We start from the raw sequence: 16,549 nt of genomic DNA, 5'->3' as shown, positions 1-16,549 counted from the left end.
TCATGATTGTAACGCGGCAAGCAAACGCTCGTCGCCCGAGCCGGTGAGCGTCACCGCGCCGAAACCCAGTGCCCGTGCGGTTTCCGCGATTCTGGCGTGGGGCACGATCAGGTGCTGGCGTTGCAATCTTGCCACACTTTCCGGATCGCCAAAGGCCGAGACCATGGCGACCAAGCCGCGCAGCGCTTCCGAACTGGTCACGATCCAGTCGTTCGGCGTGGCCAGCAGTTCCGCCAGCGCTGCCGTTAGCGCCGCGTCCAGGCGCGGCAGCGCGCGCCGGTAGGCGGTCAAGGTCTCGACCGTGCAGCCGGCCGCGCGCAAGGCGTCGGGCAGCAGTTCGCGGCCACCGTCGCCGCGCACCACCAGCACGCGGCGGCCGGCCAGCACCGCCAGGTCGAGCGCCTGCAGCAGGTGTTCGGAATCGCTGCGCGCCGGATCGCGCGGGCAGTGGATCGCTACCCGGCCGTCGTCGACGCCATGCCGCACCAGGGCCGCGCGGCTGCCCTCGCCCACCACCGCGATCGCCACGCCGTCGGGCCAGCGCGCAATGTGGGCAAAGGCGGCGTCGACCGCGTTGGGCGAGACGAAGGCCACCAGCGCGTACGCATCAAGGCAGGCCAGGCGCTGCGCCAGTCCCTGCTGGTCGTCGACGGGTTCGATATCGAGCAGCGGCAGGATGACCGGCCGGCGCCCGAGCGCCCCCACGGCGGCGGCCAGCCCCTCGGCCTGGCGCCGCGGCCGGGTGATCACGACCGCCCGGCCCGCCGATGGCGGCGTGGCGGACAAAGTGGACAAAGCCGGCGCGGCCGGCACGCCGGCATCGCCCCCGGCGCCGGTCGCCACCTCAGGCATCGCCGGCAGCTGCCGCGTCGAGGCGGCACTCGGCCAGGATACTGGCGGCATCCTGCTGCTCGAGCAGGCGCGCCACCTGTTCGCCCAGCGCTTCCGGCAGCGCCGCCGGACCGGACGCCTCGGCAAAGGCGTTGCGGCGCCCGTCCGGCGTGGCCACCATGGCGCGCAGGTGCAATTCCGTGCCGTCGATGGTCGCGTGCGCCGCCAGCGGGATCTGGCAGCTGGCGCCGAACATCTTCGAGACCTTGCGCTCGGCCATGACCGCATGCAGGGTCGCCTCGTGGTTCAGCGGCGACAGCAACGCGGCCAGGTCGACGCCGTCGCTGCGTTCGGCGGCGACGATCTCGATCGCCATTGCACCCTGGCCGGCGGCCGGCAGGCTGTCTTCGGGCGAGAGATAGGCGCGGATGCGGCGCTCCAGGCCGAGGCGCTTGAGGCCGGCGGCGGCCAGGATGATGGCGGCGTACTCGCCACGGTCGAGCTTGCCCAGGCGGGTGTCGAGGTTGCCGCGCAGCGGCTTGATCACCAGTTGCGGGTAGCGCGCCGCGATCAGGGATTGGCGACGCAGGCTGCTGGTGCCGACGATGCTGCCGGCCGGCAGCGTGGCCAGGCTGTCGTAGTCGTTGCAAACGAAGGCGTCGCGCGGGTCTTCGCGCTCGAGCACGGTGGACAGCAGGAAGCCGTCCGGCAAGTCCATCGGCACGTCCTTGAGCGAGTGTACGGCCAGGTCGGCACGGCCTTCGGCCAGCGCGACTTCGAGTTCCTTGACGAACAAGCCCTTGCCACCGACCTTGGACAGGGTCTTGTCCAGGATCTGGTCGCCGCGGGTGGTCATGCCGAGGATGTCGATCTGACACTGCGGATATAATGCCGCGAGGCGGTCGCGCACGTGCGTGGCCTGCCACATGGCCAGGCGGCTTTCACGCGATGCGATAATGAGTTTCGCTGGTAATTTTGCCGAAGCGCGCTGCGTCATCGTAGAGTTCAAAACGGATTCTTTCACTGTCGTTGTGGCCGGACCGGCCAGCGCCGGCGGGCGCCTGCTTGAGATCACAAATTTTAGCATGCGACCCTTGTACTTTAAGTTGCCCATCCGCTGTTCCGAACAATCTAAAACTGTGCTCGATAATGGACAAACCTGCTGCACTTGATCTGGAAGCAACCCAACACACCGCGGCCCAGGCTGGCGCCGACAAGGACGAACCGCTGAAGGAGGACATCCGCTTGCTCGGCCGCCTGCTCGGCGACGTCGTGCGCGCCCAGGAAGGCGAGGAAGTCTTCAACGTGGTCGAGACCGTGCGCCAGACCGCCGTGCGCTTCCGCCGCTGGGACGACCCGCAGGCCGGCGCCGAACTCACCACGCTGCTGCACAAGCTGTCGCGCGAGCAGGCCAACTCGGTGGTGCGCGCGTTTTCCTATTTCTCGCACCTGGCCAACATCGCCGAAGACCAGCACCACATCCGCCGCCGCCGCGCCCACATGCTGCGCGGCGCCCAGCCGCATGCGTCGACGGTGGCGTTCGCGCTGGAGCGCATCAAGGATGCCGGCGTCGGCCGCGAGACCGTCGAGACCTTCATGCGCGACGCGCTGATCTCGCCGGTGCTGACCGCCCACCCGACCGAAGTCCAGCGCAAGAGCATCCTCGACGCCGAGCACGACATCGCGCGCCTGCTGGCCGAACGTGACCTGCCGCAGACGCCGAAGGAAGCCAAGCGCAACCTGCAGCTGCTGCAGGCGCGCATCGCCACGCTGTGGCAGACGCGCATGCTGCGCTACGAAAAGCTGACCGTGGCCGACGAGATCGAGAATGCCCTGTCCTACTACCGCATGACCTTCCTGCGCGAACTGCCGGCCCTGTACGACGACATCGGCGACGAGCTGGCCGAGCATTTCGGCAGCGACCCGGCCACCCTGCACGATGCGGCCTTCATGCAGATGGGCAGCTGGATCGGCGGCGACCGCGACGGCAATCCGAACGTCAACGCCGCCACCATGCAGCGCGCACTGGTGCGCCAGGCCACCACCGCCTTCGATTTCTATCTCGACGAAGTGCATGCGCTGGGCGCCGAACTGTCGCCCTCGACCCTCCTCGTCCCGGCCAGCCAGCACCTGCAGGCCTTGGCCGACGCCTCGCCCGACCATTCGCCGCACCGCAAGGACGAGCCCTACCGGCGCGCCCTGATCGGCATCTACGCGCGCCTGGCCTCCACCGCGCGCGAACTGGGCGCCTCCAACATCCTGCGCAAGGAAGTCGGCCACGCCGAGCCCTACCGCGATCCGCAGGAATTCCACGCCGAGCTGCAGGTCGTGGCCGAGTCGCTGGAAACGCACTTCGGCGCGATCCTGGTCAAGCCGCGCCTGCAGGGCCTGATGCGCGCGGCGCTGATCTTCGGTTTCCATCTGGCCTCGCTCGACATGCGCCAGAGTTCGGACGTGCACGAGCGCGTGCTGGCCGAGCTGTTCGCGCGCGCGGGCGTGCAGGCCGACTATGCCGCGCTCGACGAAGCGGCCAAGGTGAAACTGCTGCTCGACGAGCTGGCCCAGCCGCGCCTGCTGTACACGCCCTACGAGACCTACTCCGACGAAGCCGAGTCCGAACTGGGCGTGCTGCGCGCCGCGCGCGAGATCCGCCAGCGCTACGGCGCGCGCGCGATCCGCAACTACATCATCTCGCACACCGAGACCGTGTCCGACCTGCTCGAAGTGCTGCTGCTGCAGAAGGAAACCGGCCTGCTGCACCCGCGCGAAGGCCGCCACGACGTGATGGTGATCCCGCTGTTCGAGACCATTCCCGACCTGCAGCGCGCCGCCGGCATCATGGCCGAGTGGATGGCACTGCCGCTGGTGGCCACGCTGATCGAAGGCCAGGGCCGCCTGCAGGAAGTCATGCTGGGCTATTCGGATTCGAACAAGGATGGCGGCATCCTGACCTCGACCTGGGAGCTGTACCAGGCCGAACTGAAACTGGTGCAGGTGTTCGCCGACGCCAAGGTCAAGCTGCGCCTGTTCCACGGCCGCGGCGGCACCGTCGGCCGCGGCGGCGGCCCGACCTACGACGCGATCCTGGCGCAGCCGCCGGGTACCGTCAACGGCCAGATCCGCCTGACCGAACAGGGCGAGATCATCTCCTCGAAATTCTCGAACCCGGAAATCGGGCGCCGCAACCTCGAGCTGCTGGTCGCGGCCACGCTGGAAGCCAGCCTGATGCCGCATGGCGAGGACGCAGCGCAGGTCGAGCAGTTCCAGCGCTTCGAAGGCGTGATGGCCGAGTTGTCGCAGCGCGCCTATAAAGCCTACCGCAACCTGGTGTACGAGACCCCGGGCTTCACCGACTACTTCTTCGCCGCCACCCCGATCGCCGAGATCGCCGAACTGAACCTCGGTTCGCGCCCGGCCTCGCGCAAGTCGACCCGCCGCATCGAAGACCTGCGCGCGATTCCGTGGGGCTTCTCGTGGGGCCAATGCCGCCTGCTGCTGCCGGGCTGGTTCGGTTTCGGCGCCGCGGTCTCGGGCTGGCTCGGCGACGATGGCGGCGAAGGCACGCGCGAGGAACGCCTGGCCCTGCTGCGCGCCATGGCGAAGGAGTGGCCGTTCTTCGCCGCCCTGCTTTCCAACATGGACATGGTGCTGGCCAAGACCGACCTCGCGATCGCCTCGCGCTATGCGGAACTGGTGCCGGACGTCGCACTGCGCGAGCGCATCTTCGCGCGCATCTCGGACGAGTACAACCAGACCCTGCGCTGCCTGGAAGACGTCACAGGCAACGACGAACGCCTGGTCGGCAACCCGCTGCTGGCCCGCTCGATCCAGAACCGCTTCGCCTACCTCGATCCGCTGAACCACCTGCAGGTGGAACTGATTCAGCGCCACCGCGCGGCGGCCGGCGATCCGGACAAGATCGATGAGCGGGTCCATCGCGGCATCCACCTGTCGATCAACGGCGTGGCGGCGGGCTTGCGCAATACCGGTTGATGCAGCAAACAGGCGGGGCGTGCAAGGCGCCCCGCCTGCCGGGCAGGATTACATGCGCAGCGACAGGCCGAAGGCGAGGCCGAGGTCCGGCGTGCGGTGGTTCAGGCCATGGGTGACGGCAAAGTCGACTTGGCAGTTGCGGTTCACGATATAACTCATGCCGGTATCGAACAGCATCTGGGTGCCGCCATGCGACGCGTGGGTGATCTGCGGCGCCGCCAGTTCGACGAAGCCGTGCGCATGGTCGCCGAAATCCTTGCCCAGGTTGAGCGCGAACACGCCGTAGCCGTAGCGGCTGGCGTTGTCGTCCGAATCGCTGCCGACACCCGGCATCAGGCCCAGCGCATAATCGCCCGGCAACTCCCATTCGGCCGACAGGCGCAGCGTCGGCCGCACCCCATGCCCCTTGAAGTCGTGGCTGCCGCTCGGCAGCGCGGCATGCAGCAGCCAGCCCAGCGAGGGATGGCTGCCCTGCTGGTCGGCCACATGCCACTTCAGGCCGAGTTCGGTGTCGGCCCAGCCGGCCGCAATCGCATGCGCGCCGCTTGCCGGATCGGCGTCGTGTTCGATCGTGCGGCCATCGGTCTCGATGCGCAGCTCGAGCGTGTCGCCGAGGCCGACGCGCAGCAGGCTCGGCGTGGTCAAGGTACGGCTGTGCAGCGCCTCGTCGCGCTGGCGCTCCCAGGCGACGCTGGTTTCGAGCTGGACGCGGCCCTTGCCGACCACCTTGCTCGATTCGGCGACGCCGGGGCGGTCGGTGACGATCGTGTCGTCATCGGCGGCATGGGCGGCACCCGACAGGCTCAGGCTGGACAGCACAGCCAGGGAAAACAGGGAAAGGCGCGAAACTGGCATCTGGGTAGGGAGTGGAGTGGAAAGCGCCAGTATCCACCAGTCCGCGCCGCGATGCCAATTCGCTTCGCATGCAAGAAAAAAGGCGAGACCTCTCGGCCTCGCCTTTTTTATTTAGTGGGTGTCGCCCTTATCGGCCGACAGTCCACCATCCTTCTGCAGCTCCTTGCGCACCTTGGCCACTTCCGACGCCGTGGCGGCCGGCGCGTGGTTTCCCCAGCTCTGGCGCACGAAGGTCACCAGCTGCGCGGTCTCGTCATCCGACAGGCGCCATGCGAAGCCCGGCATCGCCAGGTCCGACGGACGCTCCTTGGTCGACGGCAGGCGGCTGCCGGCCAGCACCAGGCGGATCAGCGAAGCCGGGTCGTCGGCCAGCACCGTCGGGTTGCCCGGCAGTGCCGGGAAGGTGATGGCGTTCGACTTGCCGTCGGTACGGTGGCAGGCCGCGCAGTTGTCCAGGTAGAGCTGGGCGCCGCGGGTGTCGTCATGGCCGGCGCGCAGGGCTTTCGCCGTGTCGTCGCTGGCCGTGAAGGTCGCCTTGGCAGTGCCGCTGGCCGGCAGCGACTTCAGGTAGGCCGCGATCGCGTGCAGGTCGGTGTCGCTCATGTGCTGCATGCTGTGCGCGACCACGTCGTTCATCGGACCGCCGACCACCGCGGTGGTCTTGTTGCGGCCGGTCTTCAGCGTGTCGACGATGTCCTGCTCGGACCACGACCCGAGGCCGTCGACCTTGTCGCCGCGCAGGTTGGCGGCCAGCCAGCCGTCGATCAGCGGACCGCCGGCCAGGTAGGCCTTGCTCGACTCGTCCAGGCCCTGTTCCTGCATCGTTGCCGCACGCGGGGTGTGGCAGCTGCCGCAGTGGCCGGCGCCCTGCACCAGGTAGGCACCGCGCGCCAGCTGCTCGCTCTGGTACTTGGTCAGGTTCAGCGGGGCCATGTCGGCCGGCGCGAAGGTCTTGCGCCAGATCGCCATCGGCCAGCGGATCGACAGTGGCCAGGTGATGTCGTTGGCGTGGTTGTCGGCCTTGACCGGCTCGACGCCGTGCATGAAGTAGGCGTACAGGGCGCGCACGTCCTGGTCGCTCATCTTCGCGTACGACGGGTACGGCATGGCCGGGTACAGCGAGGTGCCGTCCTGGCGGATGCCGTGGCGTACGGCGCGGTCGAACTCGTTCAGGCTGTAGGCACCGATGCCGGTGGTCTTGTCCGGCGTGATGTTGGTCGAGTACATGTTGCCGATCGGCGAAGCGATCGCGCGGCCGCCGGCGAACTGCTTGCCGCTTGGCGCCGTGTGGCAGGCGATACAGTCGGAGGCCACCGCCACGTAGCGGCCGGCCTCGATCAGGGCCGGATCGTTCAGGCCGGCCGGTGCTGCGGCCTCGGGAATCGCGCGCGTCTGGCTCGGCGCCGTCGCATACGCGAAGGCACCGGCAACCGCGATCACGCCTACCGCGACCACGGCGAGCAGGGCTTTCTTCTTGGAGCTCATTGTCATTCTTGTCGTGTCCTTGTGCGCTTAGTGCGCGCTTACGCCTGCACCAGCGGGCCCGGGTTTTTCAGGTACTGCTCGCGGATCGCCTTGGCGCACCAGTAGGCCAGGCCGCCGACCAGGCCGGTCGGGTTGTAGCCGTTGTTCTGCGGGAAGGCGTTGGCGCCCGGCGCGAACACGTTGGAGACGTCCCACGATTGCAGGTACTTGTTCAGGGCCGAGGTCTTCGGATCCTTGCCCATGATGGCGCCGCCACAGGTGTGGGTCGACTGGTACTGGGTGATGTTGTAGTGCGTGCCGTCCTTCTTGGCATCGCCCTTCATCGCCATCGGGTTCAGGACCTTGCTCATCTCCTGGGCCTTGTCCACCAGGAATTGCGAGGCCTTGATCTCGTTGTCGTGCCAGTCGAAGGTCATGCGCAGCATCGGACGGCCGAAACCGTCCTTGTAGTTCGGGTCCAGGCTCAGGTAGGCGTCGTCGTAGGACATGCAGGAACCCTGCACTTCGTAGTAGAACGAATGGCGGAAGGCTTCCTTGACACCCTTCTTCCAGCCGCTGCCCCAGTTCGGCACGCCCGGCGCGGTCGAGATGCCGCGCACCGGACCGGAACCCGGCTGGCGCGCCCACACGATGCCGCCGCCGATGAAGCCGGACTTGGTCGGGTCGTTCTGCTTGCCGTTCAGGTCGTCGAAGGTGGCGCCGGCGCCGCCGATGCCGATGAAGGGGTTGGCCTGTACGCTCTCGTCGAAGAACAGCTGGACGCGGTTCAGGTTCTGGTACGAGTAGTTGCGGCCGATGGTGCCGGTCTTGGTCACCGGATCGTACGGGGTGCCGATTTCCGACAGCAGCATCAGGTGCACGTTCATGTACGAGAATGCGCACAGCAGGACGATGTCCGCCGGCTGCTCGGTTTCGCGGCCCTGGGCGTCCAGGTAGGTGACGCCGGTCGCCTTTTTCTTGTCGGCGTCCAGGTTCACCTTCATGACCTGGGCGTGGGTGCGCATCTCGAAGTTCTTGCGTCCACGGACCACCGGCCAGATGTTGGCGTTCGGGCTGGCCTTGGAATAGTTCAGGCAGCCGTAGTCCGAGCAGAAGCCGCAGGCATTGCACGGGCCCATCTGGCAGCCGTAGGGGTTGATGTAGGGAGCGGAAGCGTTCGAAGCCGGGATTGGATAGGCGTGGTAGCCCATTTCCTTGGCGGCCTTGTAGAACAGTTCGGAGCCAAGGTAGTTCGGGTTCGGACCCAGCGGGTAGTCGCGCGTGCGCGCGCCTTCGAAGGGGTTGCCGCCTTCGATGATCTGGCCCTTGATGTTGCCGGCCTTGCCCGAGGTGCCGCACACGTATTCGAAGTGGTCGAGCGAAGCTTCCAGTTCCTCGTAGGTGACCGGGAAATCCTGGATCGTCATGTTGGCCGGGATGAACTTCTTGCCGAAGCGCTGTTCCAGGCTGCTGCGTGCGGTGAAGTCTTCCGGCAGCGGGCGGAAGTGCGCGCCCGACCAGTGGCTGCCGGCGCCGCCGACGCCGGTACCCGGCTTGAACGAGCCCATCTGGCGGTACGGGACCGCGGTGTCGTTGACGCCGTGGCGGATGGTCAGGGTTTCCTGCGACAGCGATTGCAGGTACTTGCGGTGCACCGAACCTTCGAGTTCGTCGACCACGCGCGGGTAGGCGAAGTCGGGCACGGTGTCGCGGTCCGGGCCGCGTTCCAGGCAGACCACGGTCAAGCCCTGGTCGGTGAGTTCCTTGGCCATGATCGCGCCGGTCCAGCCGGCGCCGACGATCACGGCATCCACTTTAGTTTTTACGATTGCCATTTTCTTTGATTCCTTGCCTTTAGCCTCGACGTCCGCTCAGGTCCACCGGCCCCATCGGATACGGTTTGTCGCGCACCTCGACCCAGTCGAGGTAGTCGGCGCGCATGCCTGGGTAACCGATCATCTTCCACGCACCCATGCCCTTGTTGCCGCCATGGATAGGGTCGGCGAAGTAGCCGTTACGCACCTCGGCCAGCAGGTTGGCGAAGAAGATCTTGGACGAGATGTCGTCGAACTTCAGCTTGCCGCCCTCGGCGTCCTTGAGCAGCGCTTCCTGCTGCTTGTGGTCGAGGTCGGCGAACTTCTTGCCGCCGAAATTGTTGACGGCGTGCTTGTCGAAGGCACGGATGCCGACGCGCAGGATGTCCTTCAGCGGCAGCTTGCCCTGGTAACCGAATTCCGGTGCCGCCTCGAAGTACGGACCCTGCAGGTACCAGATGCTGCCCGCCGCGTACGGGGTCTGCATGTGGCGGTCGAGGAACTCGAGCACGCCCAGTTCGATCGCGCCCGGACCATGCTCGTCGTGCGGGATCAAGCGGTCGACGGCGGCGCCGAGGAAGCGCCATTCGTCGGGCGTGAAATATTTCGGGGTATATGCGTCGGGCTTGCCTTCAGGAGCCACGGTGGCCGCGGCACCCGCCGTCGTCAAACCGCCATGGATTGCACCGGCGGCACCTGCTGCCATCGGCACGAATACCAGACTCTTGATCAGGCGTCGGCGCGACGAGGATTTTTGATCGTCAGACATGTGATGCTCTATGACAAGGAAAGTGCGAAATTCTATCTGCGAATAGGAGGCAACAAAAGAAGATACATGCTAGAAACAATTCTCCTTTGCAATTGCACGACAATTACGTAGAAACACGTATTGCGCGATTCTCTCCAAAGATCACGGGTGCAATGAAATGGCCAAAAAAAAATCCCCGGACGGACCGGGGATTTTTTACGTGGTGCGAAGCCTTGCTGCGCAGCGCTTACTGATTCTGCAGGAAGGTCTTCAGCTTGTCCGAACGCGACGGCTGGCGCAGCTTGCTCATCGCCTTGGCTTCGATCTGGCGGATACGCTCGCGGGTCACGTCGAACTGCTTGCCGACTTCTTCCAGCGTGTGGTCGTTCGACATTTCGACGCCGTAGCGCATGCGCAGCACCTTGGCTTCGCGCGGGGTCAGCGAGTCCAGCACTTCCTTGATCACGCCGCGCATCGAGGCGTGCATCGCGGCTTCCAGCGGCGCCAGGGTCGCGTTGTCCTCGATGAAGTCGCCCAGCTGCGAATCGCCGTCCTCGCCCATCGGAGTTTCCATCGAAATCGGCTCTTTCGCGATCTTCATGATCTCGCGCACCTTCGATTCCGGCATCTCCATCTTTGCTGCCAGCGTCGCCATGTCCGGCTCGGTGCCGGTTTCCTGCATGATCTGGCGCGAGATGCGGTTCATCTTGTTGATCGTCTCGATCATGTGCACCGGCACGCGGATGGTGCGGGCCATGTCGGCGATCGAACGCGTGATCGCCTGGCGGATCCACCAGGTCGCATAGGTCGAGAACTTGTAACCACGGCGGTACTCGAACTTGTCCACGGCCTTCAGCAGGCCGATGTTGCCTTCCTGGATCAGGTCGAGGAATTGCAGGCCGCGGTTGATGTACTTCTTGGCGATCGAGATCACCAGGCGCAGGTTGGCGACCGTCATTTCGCGCTTCGCCGTGCGCGCACGCTTTTCGCCGGCAGCCATCTGCTTGTTGATCTTGCGCAGGTCGGCCAGCGGCAGCGCGACGCGTGCCTGCAGGTCGATCATGCGGCGCTGCAGTTCCATGATCGCCGGCGCGTTACGCGACAGCACGGCGCTGTACGGATACGCGCAGTCGACTTCGCGCTGCACCCACTCGAGGTCGGTCTCATTGCCCGGGAACACCTTGATGAAGTGGGCGCGCGGCATGCCGCAGCGGTTCACGCAGATGTCCAGCACGGCGCGTTCGATCGAACGCACTTCGTCCATCTGGCCGCGCAGCGTGTCGCACAGCTTTTCCACGATCTTCGCGGTGAAGCGGATGCCGAGCAGTTCGGTCGTGATCACGTCCTGGGCCGCCAGGTACTGCAGCGAACCGTAGCCGTGGGTCTTGAACGCATGGCCCATCTTGTCGAAGTGCTTTTCGATGGTCGAGAACTTGTCCAGCGCGCTCTTGCGCAGCGCAGCCAGCTGTTCGGCCGAATAGCCGGCGGCGGCGCTGCCGCCCGACTCGCCCTCTTCCTCTTCTTCTTCCTCGACCTCGTCTTCTTCCTCGTCATCGGACGACGAGGCCGCAGCGGCCGGCGCGGCCGGGGCCGAAGAACCTTCGTTCAGGTCGACGAAACCGTCGACCACGTCGTCGATCTTCAGCTCGTCGCTGGCGATCTTGTGCGACAGCGCGATGATTTCCGAAATCGTCACCGGGCAGGCCGAGATCGCCTGCACCATGTCCTTCAGGCCTTCCTCGATACGCTTGGCGATCGCGATCTCGCCCTCGCGCGTCAGCAGCGACACCGCGCCCATCTCACGCATGTACATGCGGACCGGGTCGGTGGTGCGGCCGAAGTCGGAATCGACGGTCGACAACGCGGTCGCAGCGGCGGCCTCGACTTCGTCTTCGCTGGTCGGCGTGACGACGGCGTCCGACAGCAGCATCATTTCGGCTTCCGGGGCGCGCTCATAGACGGCGATGCCCATGTCGTTGAAGGTCGCGATGATGCCTTCGATCGCTTCCGGATCGATGATGTTTTCCGGCAGGTGGTCGTTGATCTCCGCATGGGTCAGGTAGCCGCGCTCCTTGCCCATGTTGATCAGGTTCTTCAGCTGGGTGCGGCGCTTTTCCAGCTCTTCGCCGGAGAAACCCTGCTCGGCACCGAGGATGCCCGAGATACCCTTGGCCTTGCGCTCGCGCAGCTTGGAGGCTGCCTTCAGTTCGGCGCGCTCGACCGCGTTCAGCGCCGCGATCTCGTCGTTCTCCGGCGTGAACTCGCTCGGCTTGCGGCCGCGGCGGCCCGGTACCTTCACGCCCGGCAGCGTGTAGCCGGAAGTGTCGATCGCGGCCAGGGCGGCGGCATCGGTGGTGGTGCTGACGGTGCCGGTCGGGGCGCTCGATGCGGCGGCGGTGCCCGGCTCGACGCGGCGCGCGGTGCGGGTACGGATCACGCGCGCGGCCGGCGCCTCGGCGGCGGCCGGTGCGGCTTCCACGACCGGTGCGACCGGCTCAGGTACCGACGCCGATGCCGGCTCGGCCGGCTTCAGGGCAGCCAGCTTCGACACGCGCTTGCGCACGATCACCGGCGGCGCGGCGGGTGCCGTCGGCGTCGGGATCGGGTCGGAGGCGTCGGCGGCCACGGCCGCGTGCGGGGTCACGATCTGGGTGACTTCCGGGGCGGCGGCTGCGGCGGCCGGGGCCGGGATCGATGCGGCCGGGGCCGGCGCGGCGACCGGGTCGGCCACGGTGTCGACTTCGTCGGCAGGCAGGCTGGATTCGGTTGCGGCCAGCACCGGCGCGACCGCGTCGGCCGCTTCGGCACCTGCCGCCGCGGCCTGGTCGAATTGTTCCGGCTCGAGTTGCGCCGCTTGCGCTGCCTCGTTCGCCTGCTCGGCCTGGGCCGCCTTCAGCGACGCCAGGCGCGAACGCGTTTTAACCACCGTCACCTTGGCCGCCGGCGCGCCGGCCGCCACTTCCGTTTCGAGGAAGTAGGAGGTCGCGGTTTTCGGCACGGACAGCTGGGCCGTGCTTTTCGCCGGCGCTTTCTTCGCTGTCAGTGTCAAGGTCTTGGCGGTGTTTTTCATAAAACTTTCTCCAGTCGAGGCGAAGTGCGCGCCTGCGAAGTCAATAATCCACCGGGCCCGCAACGCGGGCCTTGGGAAGGGATAACGGGATGGCCCTACCTAAGGGCGATTAGGCCGAAAATCAAGCACCCCGCGGCATCGCACCGGCCGGTCCGCCTTCGGCGCGCAAAAGGGCGGCGCCGGACAGGGCCGGTGGGCTGGGGCGGAACGTGGTGATGTCGAGATCGCGGTCTAGCATGTCAGAACGAAAAAAAGCCCGTCAGGCGACGGGCTTGAAATCTATTTTCCAGAGGAGAATAGAGGAGACAGGCACATTATGCATGCGAGAAAGTTTACTTGCCAATTAATATATCCGATAAGGGATATAAGAATTTCGCATACTTCCCCTGCCCGCTCTTCGCCCCCCCGGCCAGTCTGCGTCGGCGCAAGTCCGACGCAAGCAAAGGGGCGGATCATACACGATTTCCCGGCCCCGTGCCCGTTCGCTGGATGAGAAATGGTGGTCATTTCCGCTAAAAAACCTTCTATGACACGGCTGAGCGGCACAACGGAGCGCCGGCCATGCTATCCTTCCGCTTCTTGTTCTTACCATGAAGTCAATGAATACGATGAGTCCTGTCGCCGAGTCCAACGAGGCCACCGAAAACGCAGCAACCGGTACGTCCCCTACCCCGACGTCCGATACCGGTGCCACTGATACCGGCACTTCCGCACCGCAGCTCGACGCCGGGTCCGCCCCGCAGCCGGGCGCCGAGGCACCGGCCGCCGACGCACCGGCCGCCGAAGCGCAAACCCCGCGCGCCCTGCTGAAGCAGTTGCAGCAACAGTTCAAGGCCTTCCGCGAGTGCCTGCCGCTCGCGATCGGCATCGACAAGCAGGTGCTGGCCAAGATGCCCGGCCTGAACCGCAAGACCATGCGCGCCGCGCTCGGCATCCATACCGGCTCGATGCGCTACCTGCGCGCGATGGAAAAGGCCACCGTGCGTTACGACCTCGACGGCAATCCGGGCGCCGAAGTCACCGACACCCACCGCCAGCACGCCAAGGAACTGCTGCAGGAACGCTTCAAGAAAGAAGCCGAGCGCAAGAAGGCCGAACGCGAACTGGCCGTCAAGGAAGAAGCCGACCGCAAGCGCCAGGAAAAGCTGGAACAGCTGGCGTCGAAATTCTCGCGCCGCTAAACCAGTCAGGACAATCGCGCCCATGAGCGAAGCCCTGGACGACGCGCTGCCACCCTACCAAGGCCTGCAGCTCGCTGACGTGCGCCTGGTGCGCACGCGCGCCGATGCCGACGCCGCCCTGGCGGCGCTGGCGGCGTCCGACACGGTCGGCTTCGATACCGAATCGAAGCCGACCTTCCAGAAAGGCGAGGTCTCGACCGGCCCGCACCTGGTGCAGTTGGCGACCGACGAGCACGCCTGGCTGTTCCAGATTGCCGGCGTGCGTGCGCCGGCGAACGGCGAGCCGGAGCCGTCCTGCGCGCACATCGTGCCGGTATTGCGCGCCATACTGGAATCGGAAACGATCCTGAAAGTTGGCTTCGGCCTCGGCGACGACCTGCGCCGCCTGCGCGCCAAGCTCGGCATCGACACCCGCAACGTGCTCGACCTCTCCACTGCCCTGCGCCGCGGCGAGCGCAATGCCTGGGGCGCGAAGACCGCGGTCGAGCGCTTCTTCGGCCAGCGCCTGCAGAAGTCGCGCAAGATCACCACCACCAACTGGTCGCTGCCGCGCCTGAGCGACAAGCAGATCCTGTACGCGGCGGACGATGCCCACGTGGCGCTGCGCATCTACCGTCACTGGCGGGCGCAGCCGGCGGCGCCGGCAGTTGTCCGGGCCACGCTGCCGAAAGACTGACAGGGCGCAGGCGACATCGTTGACGTAGTTGCGCACGCTATAGAGGTCGTTTATGTCCGCTTCGAACCATTAGTCCTGACCGCTGGTGGGGTCGCCCCATATCTCGGCAAAAAGTTGCTGGATTTCTGCCGCAATATATTTCCAGGCCCACTGTTTGTCAAAGGCGCTGGCATCCCACATCAGGTTTTCGGCGTACGAGACATCGACAATGGTACGCAATGCACCGGGTTCGGCACGATAGGCGGCAGCGATAAAGTCCGTTTGTGCCTGGACCGCTTCAGCATCCCTGCGCTTGACGGCTTCGGTGGTCCTGTCAGCGAACGCTTCGACCCAGTTGAGCGCTGTATTGTCATCGTTGGGTTCCCATCCCCTTTCCCTAAGCCAATGATCAGTCAGGGCTGCTTCTTCTGGAAATCGCGAGCGAAGTGCCGCGACAAACAAACTATTGGAATTTTTTGGAGTCATCAATCTGGCGATAGGTGAACTGTATTCGCACTGTCCGTGACGCTTGACGAACGCCTGCTCCTGGCCGCTTGCCGGCAATTGTATTGCCCTTATCCGTATGAAGATCGACGGTTGGGGACGGGAGATCGGCTCATTGTCGTGCCCGCTGAGAAGCATAGCGCTGCACAAACCACCTCGCCTGTTCCAGCGTGTCAGGATACATGGCGGTGAGCATGCCGCCTGCGCAAGGATCGAAAACAGGGTAAAAACGAAATCCATGTTCGATGAGGAATCGAACCTTTGCCCATTGCGCCAGATTCTTGCATTTCGGCGCCGAGAACTTCCGACTCAACATGACCATCGGCCCTGCACATTGCGGACAGTGACGCTCACGTAAAGCCGCAGGAAACTTGAACGACTTGCGGCAGGAAAGACAGACGAATGGGAAGCGATAGGTCTGTACGACCTTTGGCTTCGCAAAATACGCATGATGGCGAAATTTCTTCATGCAGCAGATGTTCCTCGACAGGTTCGGAACAGACCTCGGTTTGCTTCACTCTATGATCCTGCCCCCTGCAAGCTGAAACTTTGAAACGGCGCTATTGAAATACTCGTTAAGATATGGCAGTTGTCCGATCGATTCATCCTTGCCAAGCTTAGCCGAAGCGTCAGCCTATAAAATACTGTTTTTGTTGAAATTCTGAAACTGCATTGACGACGCGTCTGATGTCGGCGCAATAGAACCGGCTTGCGTTGAAGCAATTGCATTCTATAACGCTTAGGCGCCCATTCGCTTTGCCAATGTCCAAAACATATACCTGTGCTGGGGACCAACCGCGGGCCAGCGCTTGAGCAAAGTCCACAACTGGCTTAGGTACACTTGGATCGCCAACCGGACGGTACATGCTCGCACTAACTACTTCATTGCCGACAATGAAGAAACGCCACTCAGCGTCGACTTCGATGGCAGGCCCGACAACCACCTCCGTGGCACGTGTGATCTGCGGATTTCGGCTGCACAGTTGCTCAAAATAAGATGCGAGCGAACGCGCGCTGAGGGACTGCCCGGTGAACCCTTTGTAGTCGTCAACTGGTTTTATGAACAGATGCTCATCGCGTGTTCCGCGGGTGCCCACAAGCTCATCCCACGAAACGACTATAGCCTGATGGTTAATGTAATCGCTCCCATAGTGAGCAGCATATGCCTCATGGCAAAAACTCTCAGGCGAAAAAAATACACCTGATGACCAAATTGTGCCTAACGCGCCAAGAAGCGCCGATGATCGCGCGTGGAAAACAATTGGTCCCTTGGCATGTTCGACCGCGATGCTTGGCTCACATCGGCTTCCCGGTGGATGAGCAAACCCGATGAACTCCAGCCCCTCAGCGTTGCAAGCTTCGCGAAGCTGATCCTTCGTTGGTGAGTCGCCAAGTACGTTTGTTTGGACTAACCATTTCGTTTTCATAAATCTT

14 protein-coding genes are annotated in these 16,549 nt (G+C 64.7%); 3 read left to right on the top strand and 11 right to left on the bottom strand.

Annotated features, from left to right (window positions below; translation table 11 throughout):
* The 3 genes from U1H99_RS27370 to U1H99_RS27360 are packed head-to-tail and all read right to left on the bottom strand — an operon-like array spanning position 1 to position 1,988.
* The gene (locus U1H99_RS27370) at positions 1–903 is read right to left on the bottom strand and encodes a uroporphyrinogen-III synthase (RefSeq protein ID WP_323144793.1); all 903 of its coding nucleotides are present in this window, start codon (positions 901–903) and stop codon (positions 1–3) included.
* Positions 845–1,828, bottom strand: a complete 984-nt coding sequence (gene hemC, locus U1H99_RS27365) for a hydroxymethylbilane synthase (protein WP_323144792.1) — start codon at positions 1,826–1,828, stop codon at positions 845–847. The genes U1H99_RS27370 and hemC overlap by 59 nt, the downstream gene beginning before the upstream one ends.
* Positions 1,773–1,988, bottom strand: a complete 216-nt coding sequence (locus U1H99_RS27360) for a hypothetical protein (protein ID WP_323144818.1) — start codon at positions 1,986–1,988, stop codon at positions 1,773–1,775. The genes hemC and U1H99_RS27360 overlap by 56 nt, the downstream gene beginning before the upstream one ends.
* Between U1H99_RS27360 and ppc the strand changes: the two genes are divergently transcribed.
* Positions 1,981–4,824, top strand: a complete 2,844-nt coding sequence (ppc, locus tag U1H99_RS27355) for a phosphoenolpyruvate carboxylase (protein ID WP_323144791.1) — start codon at positions 1,981–1,983, stop codon at positions 4,822–4,824. The genes U1H99_RS27360 and ppc overlap by 8 nt on opposite strands.
* A 48-nt stretch (positions 4,825–4,872) precedes the next feature.
* Here ppc and U1H99_RS27350 read toward each other — a convergent pair whose 3' ends face one another.
* From U1H99_RS27350 to rpoD, 5 genes are all read right to left on the bottom strand, one after another.
* Positions 4,873–5,679 (bottom strand): transporter, encoded by an 807-nt coding sequence (locus tag U1H99_RS27350; RefSeq protein WP_323144790.1) that lies wholly within the window; start codon positions 5,677–5,679, stop codon positions 4,873–4,875.
* Positions 5,680–5,790: 111 nt separating this feature from the next.
* Complete coding sequence (locus U1H99_RS27345) at positions 5,791–7,164, bottom strand: c-type cytochrome (RefSeq protein WP_375341658.1); 1,374 nt, start codon at positions 7,162–7,164, stop codon at positions 5,791–5,793.
* Between the two features lie 38 nt (positions 7,165–7,202).
* Positions 7,203–8,978, bottom strand: a complete 1,776-nt coding sequence (locus U1H99_RS27340; protein WP_323144788.1) for a GMC family oxidoreductase — start codon at positions 8,976–8,978, stop codon at positions 7,203–7,205.
* 19 nt (positions 8,979–8,997) lie between these two features.
* Positions 8,998–9,726, bottom strand: coding sequence for a gluconate 2-dehydrogenase subunit 3 family protein (locus U1H99_RS27335; protein WP_323144787.1), 729 nt, complete (start codon positions 9,724–9,726; stop codon positions 8,998–9,000).
* A 226-nt stretch (positions 9,727–9,952) separates the two neighbouring features.
* Positions 9,953–12,775 carry an RNA polymerase sigma factor RpoD gene (gene rpoD / locus U1H99_RS27330; protein WP_323144786.1) on the bottom strand — a complete coding sequence of 941 codons (2,823 nt, stop codon included), beginning with the start codon at positions 12,773–12,775 and terminating at the stop codon, positions 9,953–9,955.
* Between the two features lie 608 nt (positions 12,776–13,383).
* Here rpoD and U1H99_RS27325 point away from each other — a divergent pair.
* Both U1H99_RS27325 and U1H99_RS27320 read left to right on the top strand, forming a co-directional pair.
* Positions 13,384–13,956: a ProQ/FINO family protein gene (locus U1H99_RS27325; protein ID WP_375341656.1), complete on the top strand. Its 573-nt coding sequence runs from the start codon at positions 13,384–13,386 to the stop codon at positions 13,954–13,956.
* Between the two features lie 22 nt (positions 13,957–13,978).
* The gene (locus U1H99_RS27320; protein ID WP_323144784.1) at positions 13,979–14,632 is read left to right on the top strand and encodes a 3'-5' exonuclease; all 654 of its coding nucleotides are present in this window, start codon (positions 13,979–13,981) and stop codon (positions 14,630–14,632) included.
* A 69-nt stretch (positions 14,633–14,701) separates the two neighbouring features.
* Here U1H99_RS27320 and U1H99_RS27315 read toward each other — a convergent pair whose 3' ends face one another.
* The 3 genes from U1H99_RS27315 to U1H99_RS27305 all read right to left on the bottom strand — a co-directional run bounded on the left by U1H99_RS27315 (position 14,702) and on the right by U1H99_RS27305 (position 16,542).
* Positions 14,702–15,253, bottom strand: coding sequence for a DUF7674 family protein (locus U1H99_RS27315; RefSeq protein ID WP_323144783.1), 552 nt, complete (start codon positions 15,251–15,253; stop codon positions 14,702–14,704).
* Positions 15,228–15,584 carry a hypothetical protein gene (locus U1H99_RS27310; protein ID WP_323144782.1) on the bottom strand — a complete coding sequence of 119 codons (357 nt, stop codon included), beginning with the start codon at positions 15,582–15,584 and terminating at the stop codon, positions 15,228–15,230. The genes U1H99_RS27315 and U1H99_RS27310 overlap by 26 nt, the downstream gene beginning before the upstream one ends.
* 160 nt (positions 15,585–15,744) lie before the next feature.
* Entirely contained in the window at positions 15,745–16,542 is a 798-nt protein-coding gene (locus U1H99_RS27305) for an ATP-grasp domain-containing protein (protein ID WP_323144781.1), read from the bottom strand.
* Between the last annotated feature and the right edge of the window lie 7 nt (positions 16,543–16,549).

This window comes from Massilia phyllosphaerae, assembly GCF_034659755.1.
GTDB classification, from domain to species: domain Bacteria; phylum Pseudomonadota; class Gammaproteobacteria; order Burkholderiales; family Burkholderiaceae_D; genus Telluria; species Telluria phyllosphaerae.
The sequence above is the reverse complement of the archived record's forward strand: the minus strand, read 5'-3'. Positions and strand labels throughout refer to the sequence as shown.

Coding starts and splice junctions, on each gene's coding strand:
- U1H99_RS27370 (WP_323144793.1), bottom strand. CDS start 903: ATGCCGCCAGTATCCTGGCCGAGTGCCGCCTCGACGCGGCAGCTGCCG.
- hemC (WP_323144792.1), bottom strand. CDS start 1,828: ATGACGCAGCGCGCTTCGGCAAAATTACCAGCGAAACTCATTATCGCA.
- ppc (WP_323144791.1), top strand. CDS start 1,981: ATGGACAAACCTGCTGCACTTGATCTGGAAGCAACCCAACACACCGCG.
- U1H99_RS27350 (WP_323144790.1), bottom strand. CDS start 5,679: ATGCCAGTTTCGCGCCTTTCCCTGTTTTCCCTGGCTGTGCTGTCCAGC.
- U1H99_RS27345 (WP_375341658.1), bottom strand. CDS start 7,164: ATGAGCTCCAAGAAGAAAGCCCTGCTCGCCGTGGTCGCGGTAGGCGTG.
- U1H99_RS27340 (WP_323144788.1), bottom strand. CDS start 8,978: ATGGCAATCGTAAAAACTAAAGTGGATGCCGTGATCGTCGGCGCCGGC.
- U1H99_RS27335 (WP_323144787.1), bottom strand. CDS start 9,726: ATGTCTGACGATCAAAAATCCTCGTCGCGCCGACGCCTGATCAAGAGT.
- rpoD (WP_323144786.1), bottom strand. CDS start 12,775: ATGAAAAACACCGCCAAGACCTTGACACTGACAGCGAAGAAAGCGCCG.
- U1H99_RS27325 (WP_375341656.1), top strand. CDS start 13,384: ATGAGTCCTGTCGCCGAGTCCAACGAGGCCACCGAAAACGCAGCAACC.
- U1H99_RS27320 (WP_323144784.1), top strand. CDS start 13,979: ATGAGCGAAGCCCTGGACGACGCGCTGCCACCCTACCAAGGCCTGCAG.
- U1H99_RS27315 (WP_323144783.1), bottom strand. CDS start 15,253: ATGCTTCTCAGCGGGCACGACAATGAGCCGATCTCCCGTCCCCAACCG.
- U1H99_RS27310 (WP_323144782.1), bottom strand. CDS start 15,584: ATGAAGAAATTTCGCCATCATGCGTATTTTGCGAAGCCAAAGGTCGTA.
- U1H99_RS27305 (WP_323144781.1), bottom strand. CDS start 16,542: ATGAAAACGAAATGGTTAGTCCAAACAAACGTACTTGGCGACTCACCA.